Origin of the sequence: Arcobacter sp. AHV-9/2010 (genome assembly GCF_004116575.1) — a bacterium.
Lineage (GTDB): Bacteria > Campylobacterota > Campylobacteria > Campylobacterales > Arcobacteraceae > Aliarcobacter > Aliarcobacter skirrowii.
In genome coordinates this window covers 1-345 of record NZ_PDKH01000032.1, presented here as the reverse complement: position 1 = coordinate 345, position 345 = coordinate 1, and the positions used below count along the sequence as shown (strand labels likewise).

Below are 345 nucleotides of genomic sequence, written 5' to 3'. Positions count from 1 at the left end.
TCGAAAATCAAAAAAATGAATATCTCGTTTTTGAATTATTTTGAAGGAAAGGCTATAGCCTTTCCATTTTTAGGTTTGAAAATCGAAAAAATGAAAATCAGGCTTTTGAATTATTTGGAAGGTAAGCATTTCAATTTTTAGCTTTGAAAATCGAAAAAATGAAAATCTCGTTTTTGAATTCTTTTGAAGGTAAGGCTATAGCCTTTCCATTTTTAGCTTCGAAAATCAAAAAAATGAATATCTCGTTTTTGAATTATTTTGAAGGAAAGGCTATAGCCTTTCCATTTTTAGCTTTGAAAATCGAAAAAATGAAAATCAGGCTTTTGAATTATTTGGAAGGTAAGC

Annotated in this window: 1 protein-coding gene; it reads left to right on the top strand. The window is 28.1% G+C overall.

Going from position 1 to position 345, the window contains the following annotated elements; translation table 11 throughout:
- Positions 1–143: 143 nt before the first annotated feature.
- A partial coding sequence (locus CRU94_RS09755) for a hypothetical protein (RefSeq protein WP_258237456.1) occupies positions 144–345 on the top strand: 202 nt, incomplete at its 3' end.